The 15517-nt window shown below is 58.2% G+C and carries 14 protein-coding genes; 7 read left to right on the forward strand and 7 right to left on the reverse strand.

Annotated elements, in window-relative coordinates; all coding sequences use genetic code 11:
• Nucleotides 1–143 precede the first annotated feature (143 nt).
• Both blaOXA and IEW12_RS12700 read left to right on the forward strand, forming a co-directional pair.
• Complete coding sequence (blaOXA, locus tag IEW12_RS12695; RefSeq protein ID WP_188566390.1) at nucleotides 144–956, forward strand: class D beta-lactamase; 813 nt, start codon at nucleotides 144–146, stop codon at nucleotides 954–956.
• Nucleotides 953–1585, forward strand: coding sequence for a Pr6Pr family membrane protein (locus IEW12_RS12700; RefSeq protein ID WP_188566391.1), 633 nt, complete (start codon nucleotides 953–955; stop codon nucleotides 1583–1585). Before blaOXA ends, IEW12_RS12700 begins: the two co-directional genes overlap by 4 nt.
• On the opposite strand, the gene IEW12_RS12705 is transcribed toward IEW12_RS12700, so the two are convergent.
• From IEW12_RS12705 to IEW12_RS12730, 6 genes are all read right to left on the reverse strand, one after another.
• Nucleotides 1574–2335 (reverse strand): putative hydro-lyase, encoded by a 762-nt coding sequence (locus IEW12_RS12705; protein ID WP_229751075.1) that lies wholly within the window; start codon nucleotides 2333–2335, stop codon nucleotides 1574–1576. The two genes, IEW12_RS12700 and IEW12_RS12705, sit on opposite strands and share 12 nt — an antisense overlap.
• 8 nt (nucleotides 2336–2343) lie before the next feature.
• Entirely contained in the window at nucleotides 2344–3048 is a 705-nt protein-coding gene (locus IEW12_RS12710) for an ABC transporter ATP-binding protein (protein ID WP_188566828.1), read from the reverse strand.
• Entirely contained in the window at nucleotides 3048–3761 is a 714-nt protein-coding gene (locus IEW12_RS12715) for an ABC transporter ATP-binding protein (protein ID WP_188566393.1), read from the reverse strand. The genes IEW12_RS12710 and IEW12_RS12715 overlap by 1 nt, the downstream gene beginning before the upstream one ends.
• Nucleotides 3758–4849 carry a branched-chain amino acid ABC transporter permease gene (locus tag IEW12_RS12720; RefSeq protein WP_229751076.1) on the reverse strand — a complete coding sequence of 364 codons (1092 nt, stop codon included), beginning with the start codon at nucleotides 4847–4849 and terminating at the stop codon, nucleotides 3758–3760. The genes IEW12_RS12715 and IEW12_RS12720 overlap by 4 nt, the downstream gene beginning before the upstream one ends.
• A gap of 9 nt (nucleotides 4850–4858) precedes the next feature.
• On the reverse strand, nucleotides 4859–5728 hold the full coding sequence (locus IEW12_RS12725) for a branched-chain amino acid ABC transporter permease (protein WP_229751077.1): 870 nt from the start codon (nucleotides 5726–5728) through the stop codon (nucleotides 4859–4861).
• Between the two features lie 176 nt (nucleotides 5729–5904).
• Nucleotides 5905–7179 (reverse strand): ABC transporter substrate-binding protein, encoded by a 1275-nt coding sequence (locus tag IEW12_RS12730; RefSeq protein ID WP_188566394.1) that lies wholly within the window; start codon nucleotides 7177–7179, stop codon nucleotides 5905–5907.
• A gap of 586 nt (nucleotides 7180–7765) precedes the next feature.
• Here IEW12_RS12730 and IEW12_RS12735 point away from each other — a divergent pair.
• The 5 genes from IEW12_RS12735 to IEW12_RS12755 all read left to right on the forward strand — a co-directional run bounded on the left by IEW12_RS12735 (nucleotide 7766) and on the right by IEW12_RS12755 (nucleotide 14521).
• Complete coding sequence (locus IEW12_RS12735) at nucleotides 7766–11410, forward strand: hydantoinase B/oxoprolinase family protein (protein WP_188566395.1); 3645 nt, start codon at nucleotides 7766–7768, stop codon at nucleotides 11408–11410.
• Nucleotides 11403–12311 carry a DMT family transporter gene (locus IEW12_RS12740; RefSeq protein ID WP_188566396.1) on the forward strand — a complete coding sequence of 303 codons (909 nt, stop codon included), beginning with the start codon at nucleotides 11403–11405 and terminating at the stop codon, nucleotides 12309–12311. Before IEW12_RS12735 ends, IEW12_RS12740 begins: the two co-directional genes overlap by 8 nt.
• A 184-nt stretch (nucleotides 12312–12495) precedes the next feature.
• Nucleotides 12496–12981, forward strand: coding sequence for a CinA family protein (locus IEW12_RS12745; protein WP_188566397.1), 486 nt, complete (start codon nucleotides 12496–12498; stop codon nucleotides 12979–12981).
• 112 nt (nucleotides 12982–13093) lie between these two features.
• Complete coding sequence (locus IEW12_RS12750) at nucleotides 13094–13240, forward strand: hypothetical protein (protein ID WP_188566398.1); 147 nt, start codon at nucleotides 13094–13096, stop codon at nucleotides 13238–13240.
• Between the two features lie 210 nt (nucleotides 13241–13450).
• Nucleotides 13451–14521, forward strand: a complete 1071-nt coding sequence (locus IEW12_RS12755; protein ID WP_229751078.1) for a threonine ammonia-lyase — start codon at nucleotides 13451–13453, stop codon at nucleotides 14519–14521.
• Nucleotides 14522–14530: 9 nt separating this feature from the next.
• Here IEW12_RS12755 and IEW12_RS12760 read toward each other — a convergent pair whose 3' ends face one another.
• A complete protein-coding gene (locus IEW12_RS12760; protein WP_188566399.1) occupies nucleotides 14531–15415 on the reverse strand; it encodes an AraC family transcriptional regulator in 885 nt (294 codons plus the stop codon).
• Nucleotides 15416–15517: the final 102 nt, after the last annotated feature.

The following is a 15517-nucleotide window of genomic DNA, read 5'->3' on the forward strand; positions in this document are numbered from 1 at the left end:
TCGTTCGCACTCACTCCTATTGATGAAATGAGTTCTAAATAGTGTAACATCGGCGGGCCGTATGCCTGAAAAGCACAGCCATTGATGCCATAAAGAACCGGGCTGCCTGCCGTAGGCAGCCCCAACATGGAAAAACAAGATTGATGAACTATTTACGTTTCCTTTCGGCCCTGGCGGTAGCAGGCTGCATAGCTCTGCCGCTGCAAGCCAAAACAATTTGTACCGCCGTCGCAGATGCCAAAAGCGGCGCTATGCTGGTGCAGCAAGGCAATTGCAGCGAACGCTATACGCCTGCTTCCACCTTCAAGCTACCCTTGAGCGTGATGGGCTATGACTCCGGATTTTTGCAGGACGAGCATACGCCTTCCCTGCCCTTCAAGGCGGGCGATGTGGATTGGGGCGGCGACAATTGGCGGCAGCCTACCGATCCTACGCGCTGGCTGAAGTATTCGGTGGTGTGGTATTCGCAGCGGATCACGCATTTTTTGGGTGAGCAGCGTTTGCAGCAATACGCGCGCAGCTTCGGTTTTGGCAATGCGGATTTTTCCGGGGACCCCGGCAAGAACAATGGGCTGGAACGCGCGTGGATTATTTCTTCCTTGAAGGTATCGCCGCTGGAGCAGGTCGCATTTTTGCGCAAGCTGGTGAACCGCGAGCTGCCGGTGAAGCCGCAAGCCTTTGACATGACTTTCAAGATCGTGGAAAAGACCAGCCTGCCCGGCGGCTGGGAAGCGCAGGGCAAGACCGGCATGGCCTATCCCCGGCTGAAGAATGGAGACTTTGATGAAGCGCATCCGTATGGCTGGTTTGTCGGCTGGATGAGCAAGGGCCCGCGTACTATCGTCTTTGCGCGTCTGGTCCAGGACGAAAAGAAAGAAGATGTCAGCGCCGGCATCAGGACGCGGGAAGCCTTGCTGAAAGAGCTGCCCGCACTGGTGGAGGCCGCCGCACCATGAAAGCGCCGCTAGTTGCCTTCCTGCGCCTGGCCTTCAGCCTGCTGACTTTGGGCGCGATGGGCTGGCAATTGGCGATACACCTGGGTGGCGGCTATAGCATCATCAACTTTTTCAGCTATTTTACTAACCTATCCAATTTTTTTGCAGCGCTCGTCCTGCTGTTTGGCGCGATTCAGTTTTTTGCGCGCAAAGAAACCGCCGGACCCGGCGATCTGCTGCGGGCGGCCTCGGTGGTGAACATGAGCGTGGTTGGCATTGTGTTTGCTGTACTGCTGCGGAATGTGGACCTGGGCGCGCTGCTGCCCTGGGTTAATTTTGTGCTGCACACGCTGATGCCCTGTGTGGTGGTGCTGGACTGGCTGCTGCAGCCGCCAACGGCAAAGCTGGGCAGGCGGCAACTGCTGCAGGTGCTGGTCTTTCCTGCTGTTTATCTTGCCTATACGCTGCTGCGCGGTAGCAGCACCGGCTGGTACCCCTACCCTTTCCTGAATCCGGCCCACGCGGGCGGCTACGGCGGCGTTGCCGCGTATTCCATCGGCATTACGCTGACCTTTGTATTTGCAGCCTTGCTGCTTTTTGCCATAGGCAACAAGCTGTCAAAGGCACCAGCAGCAGCATCACATCCGTAAATCCGTCACAAACATCTTGCCCGGCGCGTGCGTGATGCAAAACGGGATGCGGCTTAGCTCGGCGATGTATTGCGGGGTGACGCCGCAGGCCCAGAACACCGGCAGCTCGTCTGCCATGATCTCTACCGCATCGCCAAAATCCGGTTTTGCCAGATCCTGTATGCCTATCGCCTGCGGATGGCCGATATGCACCGGCGCGCCATGCACCTGCGGGAAGCGGCCGGAAATTTCCACCGCACTGGCAATCTCGCTGCTCTTGATGGGGCGCATGCTGACCACCATATTGCCCTGGAAGCGGCCTGCCGGCGTGCAGGGGATATTGGTCTTGTACATCGCCACATTGCGCTGCTGGTCTACATGGCGCAGGCGTATGCCGGCTTCCATCAGCGCACTCTCGAAGGAAAAGCTGCAGCCCAGCAAAAAACTGACCAGGTCATCACGCCAGTAGCTGCTGATATCGCTCACCTCCTTGACCAGGCTGCCCTGCTCATAGATGCGGTAGCCGGGGATGTCGCTACGCAGGTCGGCACCGGCGGCGCAGGACGGCTCAAACTGGCCCGGCTCCAGCACTTCCACCAGCGGGCAGGGTTTGGGATTGCGCTGGCAGAATAATAAAAATTCAAATGCGTACTCACGCGGCACGATCATCATATTGGCCTGCACGAAGCCGCGCGCCACGCCTGCAGTAGGCCCGGTATGGGCCGCCTGCCGATACAGCGCGCGCAGTTCCGCAGGAGACAGTTTTTCCATCTGCATCGCTATACTCCCAGGTAGGCCTTGCGCACATCTTCATTGCCGAGCAGGTCCTGGCCGCTGCCTTCCATCACGATGCGGCCGGTCTGTATCACATAGCCGTGGTCGGCTATCGCCAGCGCCTTGTGCAGGTTTTGCTCCACCAGCAGCACGGAAACACCCTGCTGGTTCACCAGTTGTATCGTATCCAGCACCTTGGTGACAAACTTGGGCGCAATACCCCATGAAGGCTCATCCAGCAACAGCAGCTTGGGCTTGGCCATCAGGCCACGGCCTATCGCCAGCATCTGCTGCTCGCCGCCGCTCATGGTGCCAGCCTCCTGGTGCCGCCTTTCCTTCAGGATGGGAAACAGCGTGTACATGGTGTCTATCGACTCTTCTACTTCCTGCTTGTCTTGCCGCGTGTACGCGCCCAGTTGCAGGTTGCGCTCCACCGTCAGGCGGGCGAAGATGCGGCGGCCTTCCGGCACCAGCGACAGCCCCATGCTCACGCGCTTGCAGGCATGGATTTTTTCTATGCGCTTGCCGTCGAAGGTGATCTGGCCATCGTCCGCCGCATTGAGGCCGGCCACCGCGCGCAAGGTGGTGGACTTGCCGTTGCCGTTGCCGCCCACCAGCGCGACGATCTTGCCCTTGGGCACATCGATATCCACCTTGGACAGGGCCAGCACGCCGTCATAGCTGACTTTTAAATTACGTACCTGCAGCATCATTCATCTCCCAGATAAGCGGCGATCACCTTGGGATCATTCGATACCTCGGCCGGTTTGCCGTCGGCAATCTTCTTGCCGTAATCAAGCACCACGATGGCATCGGCAATCGGCATGATGCCTTCCAGTACGTGCTCGACGATCAGGCAGGAGATGCCCTGGTCGCGTATCTTCAGCACCACCTCCACCGTCTCTTTGACTTCGGTCGGATTCAGGCCGGCCATTACCTCGTCCATCAGCAGCAGCTTGGGCTTGACGGCCAGCGCGCGCGCCACCGCCAGGCGGCGCTGCTCGCTGATCGTCATGCTGCCGGCAGGCTTGTCCTTGAACTGGCCCAGGTTCACAAAATCCAGCAGCTCAGCGGCACTGTGCCTGGCCTTGGCCACATTGCGGTTAATCAGGAAGGCACCCACCATCACATTCTCCAGCGCTGTCATGCTGGTGAAGGTGCGCGCTACCTGGAAGGTGCGGCCTATGCCGGCATGCGCGCATTGCTCGGGTGAATAGCCGGAGATCTTTTTGTCATTGAGCCAGATATCGCCCGAGGTCGGCGGCGCATAGCCGGCGATGCAGTTGAACATTGTGGTCTTGCCCGCGCCATTCGGACCTATCAGGCCGACGATCTGGCCGGCGCCCAGGCTGAAGGACACATCCTGGTTCGCCGTGATGCCGCCGAAGCGCTTGGTTACGTTCTCTACACGCAAGAGGCTCATGCTTGCTCTCCTTTGGCCTGCTGCGTCTGCCTGGCCTTGCGCCTGGCAAACACCTGCCTGAACCAGCCCAGCACGCCGCTAGGGTAATACACCGCGATGACGACGATCAGCGCCGCATAGATGATCAGGTCGGTGCCGCGGCCGGAGCCGCCGAAGAACATGCGGGTGCCCTCTTCGATCAGCGTCAGTATGCCGGCGCCGACGATGGGGCCGAACAAGGTACCTACGCCGCCCAGGATGGACACCAGCGCCATCTTGATGGACAAGCCGGTGTGCAGCACCGAGGCCGGATCGATATACAGTTCTTTCTGCGCATACAGGCTGCCACCGATGGCGGTGAAAAAACTGCTGACCGCAAACGCAATCTGCTTGTATTTGCTGAGGCTGATGCCCAGGCTGCGGGCCGCATCCGGCTCGTCCTTGATGGCGCGGAAGTAGTAGCCGAGGTAGCTTTTCTCGATCAGGAAGTTGGCCAGCAAGGTCAGCAGCAGCAGGCCCAGCGCCAGGTAGTAGTAAGGCTCTTTCTCGGCAAAGATCAGCACGCCCCAGCCTTGCTTGTCCATGGGGATGGTCAGGCCCACGGCGGCTCCGGCGTATTCCCAATTGGTAAAGATGATCTGGATGATCTCGGCCACGGCGATGGTGGCCATCGCAAAGTAGTGCCCCTTCAGGCGGAAGCAGGACCAGCCTATCACCAGGCTGATGATAGCCGCCAGCACGCCGCCGGCCAGGATTGCCAGCCAGGCATTGAGGCCGGCCAGCGTCAGCAGCATGGTGGAGGTGTAGGCACCCAGTCCGTAGAAAGCCGCATGGCCCAGCGAGATTTGTCCGGCATAGCCGCCTATGATATTCCAGGCCACGCCCAGTTGCGCCGCCATCAGGATCAGGATGGCCAGGTTCTGGTGCGACGGATCTTTCACAAAAAACGGCACCAGCAGCGCAACGATCAGCGCTACAACCAGCAGCATGTATTTGGGCTGGAAGGGCCTTGCCGCAGCAAGGCTCTGTGCCGGGGCTGCTATCGGGTTAGCTGCAGGATTAGTTACAGGATTAACTGCAGGAGCGGCGGTATTGTCTAAAGTATTCATCGTGTGTCCTTACGCCTTTCCCAGCAAGCCTTGCGGGCGGAACATCAATACCGCCAGGAACAGGCCCAGCACCAGCGCCATCTTGTATTGCGGGCCTATCAGCAAGCCGCCCATCACCTCGACCACACCGACCAGCACACCGGCCAGCAAGGCGCCCACCACGCTGCCGAAGCCGCCGAGGTTGACCACCACAAAAGCGATCAGGATGAAATTGGCGCCCACTTCAGGGAAGATGGGAAAGAAGGTGGACAGCAGCGCACCGGCCACACCGGCACAGGCCGCGCCTATGCCCCAGGCCAGCGCAAACATCTTTTGCGAATCGATACCCATCAGTTGCGCTGCCTCTTTGTCTGCCGCGGTGGCTTCCAGCGCTGCACCGGCACGCGTCTTGGTCAGGAACAGGTAGATGCCGGCGGTGACCAGGATAGCCCCCACGCCCGCGGTGACCTGCGGCGAGCCTATCTGTATGCCGCCTATGGAGACATGGCCGCTGACGATGCTATGGTCCACCGAGCGGAAGTCTGGCTTCCACAAGAACTGCGCGATGCCGCGGAACAGTATCATCAGGCCGAAGGTGGTAAAAATCTGCGACAGCATCGACGAGTTGGTGATCTTCCTGATCACCACTTTGTAGATCATGACGCCCAGCGCAAACAGCAGCAGCGCCGTCAGCGGCAGCGTGAACATGGGATCCAGCGCATACAGCGAATACATCCAGAAGCTGGCATACATGCCGAACATCAGGAATTCGCCGTGCGAAAAATTGACGATATCCATGACCCCGAATATCATCGTCAGGCCTATCGCGACCAGCGCATAGATCAGGCCTATCAATACCCCGGACAGCAGGGTTTGCAGCAGTATTTCCAAGGACATCATGTCTCTCCAAACCGGAACTTCTGGCGGATCTATTGCGCGGGGCTCCCCTACCGGGCACCACTTCCCCGCGCTTTACTTTCTTCGAACGAATTTTCTTATTGATATGGCTGCGTGCCAGGAAAACGGTGCAATATGCGCGTTATGCTTGTTGCGCTATTGCACCCTACCCCTGCCTGCTATTTACGCGCATCCCATTTCGGCATAGGCCAGACGATGTCTTTGGTTGCCATGTCGAAAGGCCATACAGTGTTGTACTTGCCGTCTATGATCTGCACCAGGATGCCGGAGCCGTAAGTGTTCTGTCCCTGTTCATCAAACTTGATGCCTTTCCAAGGCATGATGATCTTGTTGCCGGGGATATTGGTTTCCACCAGCGCCTTGCGGATGGCTTCCGGCTCGGTGGAAGCGGCGCGGTTGATCGCATCTGCCAATGTCATCAGGCCGGTGAAAGTACGGGAAGAGTTGCCGGTGAAGTCTGCCTTGTATTTGCTGTTGTACAGATCATTGACTTGCTTGATCAGCGGATTGTTCTTGGCCAGATCGGGTGACCATACTTCACGCGTGATCACATAGTCGGAATCCTTGCCCAAGGTGCGGCGGAATTCGGTATCGGTAAAGCCGGCATTGTTGGCCAGGATCATGTCAGGCGAGAAACCGAGTTCCTTATAGGTCTTCATCGCCATGATGGCGTCGCCCAGGTAGGAAGATTCCATTACCACCTGTGGGTTGGCGGCTTTCAGCGACTGGATCTCGGATGTCAGCTGCGTGCTCTTGGCTGGATAGGTGATGGTCTTGGTCATCGTGTAGCCGCGCTCTGCGGCCAGCTTCACTTCCAGCTTGGTGGTTTCGTTGCCCCACAAAGTGTTTTCATTGAAGGTGGCGAGCTGCTTGACCTTGATGCCCTTTTTTGCTTCCAGCTCCTTGAAGAATTCAAAGAAGTTATGCACGAACAGATCATCATGCGCTGTGGTGCGGAAGAACCATTTGAAGCCGCGCTGCGTCAGCGTGGCCGAGGAGGATTCCGGATTCAGGTAAGGCACTTTATACCGCTCTGCAACCTGGCTGGAAGTCGCGGTCACGTTGCTGGCATAGGCGCCGATGATGGCGACGACTTTCTCTTGCGTGATCAGGCGTTCTGTTTCAGATGCGCCTATCTGCGGATTGCCCTGGTGATCGGCAAAGATCAGCTTGATCTTCGCGCCCTTCAGGTTGGGCAGGCCGCCGCCGGCTGAGAACGGCAAATTGGGAATGCCCTTGGCGCCGTTGTTGATGATGTCTGCTGCCAGTTCCAGCGCGTTTTTCATTTCTGCGCCGGACGATGCCGCCGCACCGGACAAGGGATAGACTGCGCCGATTTTTATTTCCTGCTGTGCATAGGCAGACAGGCTGAACGCCAGCGCTACGCCTGCTACACCTAGCAGCATCACTTTCTTGAAGGACTTGATGATCATGGTGAGACTCTCCTCATTTTTTTAACTTCGCTTGATAACGTCGTTGAGCAATCTGGCGCACATCCTGCATACGTCCGTTGCTTCGTTTTTTACACCCATCCACTTGCACAAGAACCGCGATTGCATTTCCTTGTGTCCGCATTGCGCCCCATATAATAGTCGCAACTTTTCCCTTATAGAACTTTTTTCCCTGGATTTTTCTTTGCTGCAATTCCAGTGGCGATACCGGTTTTTAAAACCCTGCCAAATCCGTAGGCAGCGTTGCAGATGCGCCATGGCTTTGCAGATTTAATTTGAATAGTAGACTTTTTAAATATAATATTCAAACGTTTTATAAACAAATTATCTCAATAAACAACAGATGATTTATTTATATATTCAATTTAAATGAACTCGATAATAATGCACCAAAGACAAACAGGGAATGCTATTCAAGCGTGCGTGTTGTGAGCCTGGCAGACGGGCATGCACTATAGGCGTGCTTTAGCCGCCGGCAGCTTGTACCGCACGGTACCGCGCCGCACAGCAACGTACATACAGCAGCATCGCACCAATACAGGCAGGAAAATGCCAACATGGGGGAGTCATGAGTCAGGTCAAGCAAGAGCAGGGTCAAATTGAAAAGTCTGAACAACGCTGGCAGTTCTGGATAGACCGTGGCGGCACGTTTACCGACATCGTCGCCCGCAAGCCTGACGGCCAGTTGCTGACGCACAAGCTGCTGTCGGAAAACCCGGAGCAATACAAGGATGCCGCCGTGGCCGGCATCAAGCGCCTGCTGGGCCTGCGCGCCGATGAAGCGATTTCGCCTGAGCTGGTGGAAGCAGTCAAGATGGGCACCACGGTCGCCACCAATGCGCTGCTGGAGCGCAAGGGCGACCCCACCGCGCTGCTGATAACGCGCGGCTTCCGCGACGCGCTGCGCATTGCCTACCAGAACCGCCCCCGCCTGTTTGACCGCCATATCGTGCTGCCCGAGCTGCTGTATGAAAAAGTGGTGGAGGTGGATGAGCGCATAGACGCGCACGGCAAGGTGATACAGCCGCTGGACATACAGCAGGTGGAGCAGGATCTGGCCGGCCTGTACACGCAGGGCTACCGCGCCGTCGCCATCGTACTGATGCACGGCTACCGCTACACGCAGCATGAAGCCATCATCGCCAGGCTGGCGCAAGAGCTGGGCTTTAGCCAGGTATCCGTCTCGCATGAAGTCAGCCCGATGATGAAGCTGGTGTCGCGCGGCGATACAACCGTGGTGGATGCCTACCTGTCGCCCATCCTGCGCCGCTATGTGGACCAGGTGGCGGAGCAGATGCACGGTGTGCGCCTGTTCTTCATGCAAAGCAATGGCGGCCTGACGGATGCGCACCGCTTCCAGGGCAAGGACTCCATCCTGTCCGGCCCGGCCGGCGGCATCGTCGGCATGGTGCGCACTGCGCAGACGGCAGGCTTTGACAAGATCATCGGCTTTGACATGGGCGGTACTTCCACCGATGTGTCCCATTATGCGGGCGAGTTTGAGCGCGAGTTTGAAACCCAGGTGGCCGGCGTGCGCATGCGCGCGCCGATGATGAGCATCCATACCGTTGCTGCGGGCGGCGGCTCCATCCTGCATTTTGACGGCACCCGCTACCGCGTAGGCCCGGACAGCGCCGGCGCCAACCCCGGCCCGGCCAGCTACCGCCGTGGCGGCCAGTTGGCCGTGACGGATTGCAATGTGATGCTGGGCAAGATACAGCCGGCTTACTTCCCCAAAGTGTTTGGCCCCAACGCGGATGAGTCGCTGGACCGCGACGCCGTGGTGAAGAAGTTCACCGAAATGGCAGCGCAGATAGAAGCCGCTACCGGCAAGCGCAGCACGCCGGAAGAAGTAGCCGAGGGTTTTATCGAGATTGCTGTCGGCAATATGGCGAATGCGATCAAGTTCATCTCGGTGCAGCGCGGCCACGATGTGACCGAGTATACGCTGACCACCTTCGGCGGCGCCGGCGGCCAGCATGCCTGCCTGGTGGCCGATGCGCTGGGCATGACCAAGGTATTTGCACATCCGTTTGCCGGCGTGTTGTCGGCCTATGGCATGGGCCTGGCAGACCAGACCGCGATGCGCGAGCAGGCGATGGAATTGCCGCTCACAGAAAAAGCGATGCCGGAACTGCGCGCGCAACTGGACAAATTATCGAAGCAGGCAGCAGCCGACCTGCTGGCCCAGGACGTGCCCGCCAGCCGCTTGCAAGTGAAACAGCGCGTGCACCTGCGCTATGACGGTACCGATTCTGTGATCGTTGTTGCGATAGGCAGCGTGGCCAGCATGGTCAGCCAGTTTGAGGCGGCCTACAAGAAACGTTATTCCTTCCTGATGCCGGACAAGGTGCTGGTGATAGAGGCAATTTCGGTGGAAGCCATAGGCAGCTCCGGCGAGGGCCAGGCAGCAGTAGAGCAACTGCCGCCACGCGCGGGCGCCTTGCAGGCCAGCGATACGGTGCGTCTGTTTTCCGGCGGCCAGTGGCATGATACCGGCTTGTATCTGCGCGAAGACATGCGCCCCGGCGACGTGGTGCGCGGCCCGGCCATCATCGCCGAGAAAAATGCGACCAATATCATAGAACCCGGCTGGATCGCCGAGGTGACGGCTCTGAATCACCTGGTGTTCACCCGCGTGGAAGCACGCAGGCAAAGGCAGGCGATGGGCACCACGGCAGACCCTGTGATGCTGGAAGTATTCAACAACCTGTTCATGAGCATTGCCGAGCAGATGGGTTTGCGGCTGCAGAACACCGCGTTCTCGGTCAATATCAAGGAAAGGCTGGATTTTTCCTGCGCGCTGTTTGATGCGGAAGGCAACCTGATTGCCAATGCACCGCACATCCCCGTGCATCTGGGATCCATGGGCGACAGCATCAAGACCATCATCCGCGAGAATGCAGGCAAGATGCAGCCGGGCGATGTGTACATGCTCAATGATCCTTACAACGGCGGCACCCATCTGCCGGATATTACCGTCATCACGCCGGCCTTTAACCAGGAGGGCACGCGCATCCTGTTCTACGTGGGCTCGCGCGGCCACCATGCGGACATAGGCGGCATCACGCCGGGCTCCATGCCGGCCAATAGCACGGTGGTGGAAGAAGAAGGCGTGCTGATCAATAATTTCCAACTGGTGCGTGGCGGCGTGTTCCTGGAAAAAGAGGCAGCCGCGCTGCTGTCTTCCGGTAAATACCCTGCCCGCAATATCCACCAGAACCTGGCAGACTTCCAGGCGCAGATTGCCGCCAACCAGAAAGGCGTGGACGAGTTGTTGAAGATGGTCCAGCACTTCGGGCTGGAAGTGGTGCAAGCCTATATGAAGCATGTGCAGGACAATGCGGAAGAAGCGGTGCGCCGCGTGATTACCGCGCTGAAGGACAGCAGCTACGAATACAAGCTGGATAACGGCGCAGTGATCAAGGTGGCAATACGGGTGGACCATGCGGCACGCTCGGCGGAGATTGATTTCACTGGCACCTCGCCGCAACTGAATAATAACTTCAACGCCCCCAGCGCGATCTGCATGGCGGCGGTTCTGTATGTGTTCCGCACGCTGATCGATGATGAGATACCGCTGAACGCCGGCTGCCTGAAGCCACTGAAGGTCATCATCCCACCCGGCTCCATGCTGAACCCTCACTACCCGGCTGCAGTGGTATCGGGCAATGTGGAAACTTCCAGTTGCATCACCAACGCGCTGTATGGCGCGCTGGGTGTGGTGGCCTCTTCGCCGGGGACGATGAACAACTTCACCTTTGGCAATGACCAGCACCAGTACTACGAAACCATCTCCGGCGGCTCCGGCGCGGGCAAGGGTTTCAATGGAACTGACGTGGTGCAGACGCACATGACCAATTCGCGCCTGACCGATCCTGAGATTTTGGAATGGCGCTATCCGGTGCGGCTGGAGAGCTATGAGATCAGCCCCGGCTCCGGCGGCAAGGGCGAGTGGCACGGCGGCAATGGCGGCATACGCAAGATACGCTTCCTGGAAGCGATGACGGCATCCATCCTGTCGAATAACCGCATCTATGCGCCTTTCGGCATCGCCGGCGGGGAGCCGGGCCGCTGCGGCAAAAACAGCGTGATCCGCAATGACGGCAGCGTGGAAGAACTGAGCTTCGTTGCCAGCACCGACATGCAGGCCGGTGAAATCTTTGTGATAGAAACGCCGGGCGGCGGCGGCTATGGCATAGAACGTGGATAAGGCTATCCGCAGCGTGGCTACAGCTTCGCAGATGGGCGTCTCCGGCTATCTGTATGGGCTGGCGGTGGCGCTGATCTGGGGTGCGCAACCGGTGGTGGCCAGCTTTGGCTATCGCGCCGGCCTGACCACGCTGGACCTGACCATGCTGCGCTTTGCTGCCAGCGGCTTGCTGATGCTGCCGTTCTTTGTCAAACGCGGCATCTGGAGCGCCTGCGGCGTGGGCTGGAGACACGCTGCCGTTTTCATCCTGCTGGCGGGGCCGCTGTATAACATGGTGCTGGTGGGCGGTCTGCAATGGGCGCCAGCCACGCATAGCTCGCTGATCTACCCTGCCTTCACGCCGCTCTTCACCACACTGATCGCCAGGCTGCTGCTGAAGGACCAGCAGCGCATACCCGTGGCCGGGCTGGCGCTGCTGATTGCCGGTGTGCTGACCGTGAAGCTGGGCGCTATCCTGCACCCTGTTGCCGGCGTCAATCCGGATGCCTGGCGCGGCGACATCCTGTTTGCGACGGCAGCCCTGATGTGGTCGCTATACACGGTGCTGATGCGGCGCTGGAATACCGAACCTATCGCCGTTGTCGCGGTGGTGCAGGTTGGCGGCCTGCTGTACCTGCCGTTTTATTTCTGGTTTGCCGGGCTGGCGGTGTTCCAACTGGATACGACCGCTATCGCAATACAGACGCTCTACATGGGCATCATCGTCAGCGTGATCTCGGTGCTGATGTTTAATCTTGCGGTACGCATGCTGGGGCCCAAGGCGGCCATGTTTACCGCGTTGATGCCGGTGGTCGGCGTGGGCCTGGCTGTGCTGGTGCTGGGCGAACCGCTGACCTGGTCGCTGATGCTGGGCACGGTGCTGATCGTCGCCGGGCTTTTTATCGCGCTTAAGAAGAAATAGGCATAAGGCAGGGTCTCTTCATACGGTTTTGTAGTTTTTGCTGCGCAACATCTACGCCCTAGCTGCGATTAACGAGGAGGATAAGGGTTTTGTTTTGTACACGGCAACACAAAATACAAAAACCCTCTGCACAAAGTGGTAAAGTAATCCTGTAAGCAATATAGCTAAATGACAGGAGGCAGCCATGCTTGATGCAATCGAACTAGCGGCGCAAGTCGGCGACGCACTGAAATCCAAAAAACTCTTGCTGACGGTGGCAGAATCCTGCACCGGCGGCGGCATCTGCCAGGCTATTACAGAAATCGCCGGTTCATCCGACTGGTTTGATTGCGGCTTTGTCACCTATTCCAATTCCTCCAAATCGGAATTGCTGGATATCTCCCCTTCGCTGATCGCTCAGCATGGCGCGGTCAGCGAAGAAATTGCGGCGGCAATGGCAGAAGGCGCACTGGCCAGCTCGGAGGCGCATATCTCCATCTCTACCACCGGCATCGCTGGGCCTGGCGGCGCAGTACCCGGCAAACCCGTAGGCACGGTGTGTTTTGGCTGGGTCGTGGGCGGCATCACCCATACCGAACGCCTGGTGTTTGCCGGCGACCGCCATGCGGTGCGCGAGCAGACTATCGTGCATGCGTTGGACCGCCTGCTGCGCTACCTGAAAGAAGTTTGATAGAAGTTTGATCGGCGCACCGGCAAACAAACACACACCCTACCCCCGCCCCCATTTATGCGAGGGTGCCATCCCGCTTGCCAAGCTGCGATAAGTTTGGCATGATGAGTCCATGAACAAACCTGTATCGGCCCATATGTCTTACCTGAAAGCCACCGCGTCTGCGGCTGCTGCGGGTTCGTACGCCGATTCCAGCATTGCTGCATCTATTTCCTGCATTTCTTCCTCCTCCATTATTCGAATTATCCAGGGTCGCTGATCTGCGGCTTTGCCGATGCCCAGCGCCCCTCAAATTCCCCCGTGTGTAGCCTGCCTGTGATGCCTTAGTTGCGTTCGTTGCGTTCGTTGCGTTCGTTGCGTTCGTTGCGCCTGTGCGCTCCAGCGTACTCCTGAGCACTCCAGTGTAATTACTGCCCTCTGATCCGGCCCGGCGCACACGTTCTTTTCATCGCTAATGGAGTATCACCTCATGTTCCAATTAATGGACCGTGCGTCCTCGCACGCGTGTGCGGAAACACTCGCCTGCACAAATACAGTCACCGACAGGCCAGCCTCCGGCTACCCTACGCTGGAAGCCATCCGGCAGACCAGTGCCCGCTTGCACGGCAAGGCGCTGCTTACGCCGGTATGGCAATGGCAGACCGGCGCCGTGGAAGAACAACTGCATCCATCCACCGGCGTGTGGCTGAAGCTGGAGCTGTTTCAAAAATCCGGCAGCTTTAAATTTCGCGCTGCGCTGAACTGCCTGATGGCGATGGATGAATCGGCAAGGCAAAGAGGCGTGGTTGCCGTCAGCGCAGGCAACCATGCGGTGGCCGTCGCTTATGCGGCCAGGCTGATGCAGGTGCATGCCATCGTGTATATGCCGCGCGCAGCAAGCCCGGCACGCATCGCCGCTTGCCGCGAATACGGCGCAGAAGTAAGGCTGGCTACAGATGTGCATGAAGCCTTTCGCCTGGGGAATCAACTGGCGCAACAAGAACAAAGAACCCTGGTCCATCCCTTTGATGGACCGCTAACGGCGCAAGGTACGGCAACGGTAGGGCTGGAGCTGATGCAGCAGGTCCCCGGACTGGACGCGGTGGTCGTGCCCATAGGCGGCGGTGGACTATGCGCGGGTATCGCAGCGGCCGTCAAGCAGATCAACCCCGGCTGCAAAGTGTTCGGTGTGGAACCATTTGGTGCCGACATCATGTACCGCAGCTTTTTATCCGGCAAACCCGAGAAGCTGGATAAGGTGGATACCGTTGCTGACAGCCTGGGCGCTCCCTATGCGATGCAATACAGCATGGACGTCTGCCGACGCTTTGTAGATGAAGTGGTGCGCGTCAACGATGATGAAATCTGCCGTGCGATGCATGCGCTATTCCGTGACATGAAGCTGGCAGTAGAACCTGCGGCGGCAGTGGCCACCGCTGGCATGTTCGGCCCTCTGCGTGACAGGCTGGACGGTAAACAGGTGGCGCTGATCGTCTGCGGCTCCAATATGGATGCCGCAGACTATGCCGGCCTGCTTACGCGCGGTAGCGGTGCCGGGTAAAAGGACCCGCTATTTCAATGGAATGAAGATATCCAGCACCGCTTCCTGCTCAGGCACATCGGGGAAGAAGCGCACGCGTTGCAGATACAAGGGGAAATCGCGCAGCTCTTCGCCGCTCTGCGGCAGCCATTCCGAGTACAGATAGGACAGGATGCTGCCCAGATGATCGTCGGAGCCCGTATGCCGGAACACCGCGCAGCGCCCGGCCGGTATCGTCTTTGCGAAGATGCCGTATGGGTTGGCGGCAATATCGGCATCCGTTGCGGCGCACAGGTCCAGCCGGTAATCTTCGGGCGCGACTTCCTCCGGATTGTTATAGAGGATATTGAAGGTTGCACTGATGCGCGGCGGCAAACCGTTCTGCTTGCGCCATGCGATGAACTGGCGGATGGAGTCCCCCAATTGCAGCGGGTCTCCATGGTGCTCCAGCACCGCAACCCTGGTTTCCTGTACATCGGTAATGCTGACCTGGTCAGCCCTGTATGTCGTTTTCATATGCTCGGCCCTTAGTTCGCTGAGTGATTGATAGGTGGCGTACCAGGGAGCCCATTGCGGCTGTTTTCTGAAATCGGACGGCGTTTGCCCTACGCTCTTTTTAAAAGCCCGCGCAAATGCTTCCGGTCCCTCATACCCGCTATCCAGTGCGATATCCATGATCTGCTGGTGATCGCGAAAGGCAAGCTGATAAGAGGCACGTTTCAGGCGGCAGAGCTGGACGTATCTGGCTACACCTACGCCAAACAATTCAGAAAACTGCCGGTGGAAATGATATTTGGAAAAGGCCGCAACCGCGCTGAGCGATTCCACACTCAAGTCCCCATCCAGATGCGCATCGATGTAGTCAAACACCTTGCGGAATCTGGCGAGATAATTTTCTGCAGCTGCTGCACTCATTGAATATCCTCCCTGGTGACAGGCAGAATAGAGCGAGCGCCAAGGAAAAGCCTGATCGAAGTTGCTATATTCATTGCTGACGTCATTGCGACTGATTCGGGC

Source organism: Parundibacterium terreum (genome assembly GCF_014636315.1).
In the GTDB taxonomy this organism is placed as follows: Bacteria; Pseudomonadota; Gammaproteobacteria; order Burkholderiales; family Burkholderiaceae_D; genus Undibacterium; species Undibacterium terreum.